The following is a 1430-nucleotide window of genomic DNA, read 5'->3' as shown; positions in this document are numbered from 1 at the left end:
TATTTAATTAATGAGAAAAAAGTTTCGCCCGGAACAGTTAATACTTACAGTGCAGCTATACGTTTTCTCTTTGCCGTAACACTTAACCGTACTCTTAATTATCTTCAGATTCCACGCCAGAAAAAGCGCAAAGCATTTCCGGAAGTTTTAACGAGAGAAGAAGTGTCTTCAATTATTGAGAGCTGCAAAAACATTAAGCATAAAGCAATGCTGATGATTGTATATAGCTCAGGTCTACGTGTAAGTGAAGCGGCGTCGCTCAAAATGCAGCATATAGATTCAAAAAACATGCGTGTTTTTGTAGATTGTGGTAAAGGGGGCAAAGATCGATATACCCTGCTCTCGGAAACTTGCCTTAGTGTTTTGCGTGAATACTGGAAAATGTACCGCCCGAAACATCCCGAAGGCTGGCTTTTTCTTGGAACGTACAATGTATCCCATATTACTTCCAGAGGTATAGAGTTTGCGTTCAGGCAAGCTGTAAAAAGAACCAATATTACAAAAAACGTTTCAATCCATTCGCTGAGGCATTCATTTGCAACCCACTTGCTTGAAGACGGAGCCACTCTATTACAGATTAAGGAATTACTCGGTCATACCAGTATTCGGTCCACAACTATTTATTTACACCTTGCTAATGTAACCGCAAATATAAAAAGCCCTCTTGACAACTCGCCCGCTTATTGTAATTTAGAGGTTTCTTCAAATGGTTGAAGTACAAGATATTTTTGCCCAACATGGAAAAACATATCAGCAAAACCACAGCCTTTTACCAAATCAGTTAAAAGTAATACGTGCTATTGAAAATTGTAGAACCTCGGCCTTAGGTGGTCATATAGATGAGTGTGATGAATGCGGTTTTATCCGTATTTCTTATAACTCCTGCCGTAATCGCCATTGTCCAAAGTGCCAAACTTTAAATAAGGAACGTTGGATTGATGCAAGGAAAGATGACTTGCTTAATGTCGGTTATTTTCATGTTGTTTTTACTATTCCTGACACATTAAATCCTGTGGCTTATCAGAACCAGAAGGTTGTTTACAATATTTTATTTAAGGCCGCTGCCGAAACCTTATCGGAGCTTGCTGCTGACAATAAATATTTAGGGGCGCAAATAGGGTTTACAGAAATACTTCATACTTGGGGACAAAACCTTATGCACCATCCCCATATTCACTGCATTGTGCCGGGTGGCGGACTTAACTCTTGCGGACAGTGGGTTAACTCGAGAAAAAAGTTTTTTATTCCGGTTAAGGTTTTATCAAGAAAATTTAGAGGCAAATTTTTATATTATCTTAAACAGGCTAAGCTTGAATTTTATGGCTCAATTTCTTATTTGCACGATAATGGTAAGTTTAATGCTTTTATGTCATCGCTTTATCAAAAAGAATGGATTGTCTACTGTAAGCCACCATTTAAAAATGCCGGCT

General features: G+C 38.3%; 2 protein-coding genes. Both read left to right on the top strand.

Going from position 1 to position 1430, the window contains the following annotated elements:
- Nucleotides 1-714: tyrosine-type recombinase/integrase (locus BM299_RS18765; RefSeq protein WP_092488077.1), on the top strand; the 714-nt coding region annotated here is incomplete at its 5' end.
- On the top strand, nt 707-1430 hold a 724-nt coding region (locus BM299_RS18760), incomplete at its 3' end, for an IS91 family transposase (protein WP_131820694.1). The genes BM299_RS18765 and BM299_RS18760, both read left to right, overlap by 8 nt.

The organism is Desulfoscipio geothermicus DSM 3669 (assembly GCF_900115975.1).
GTDB lineage: Bacteria > Bacillota > Desulfotomaculia > Desulfotomaculales > Desulfallaceae > Desulfoscipio > Desulfoscipio geothermicus.
The sequence above is the reverse complement of the archived record's forward strand: the minus strand, read 5'-3'. Positions and strand labels throughout refer to the sequence as shown.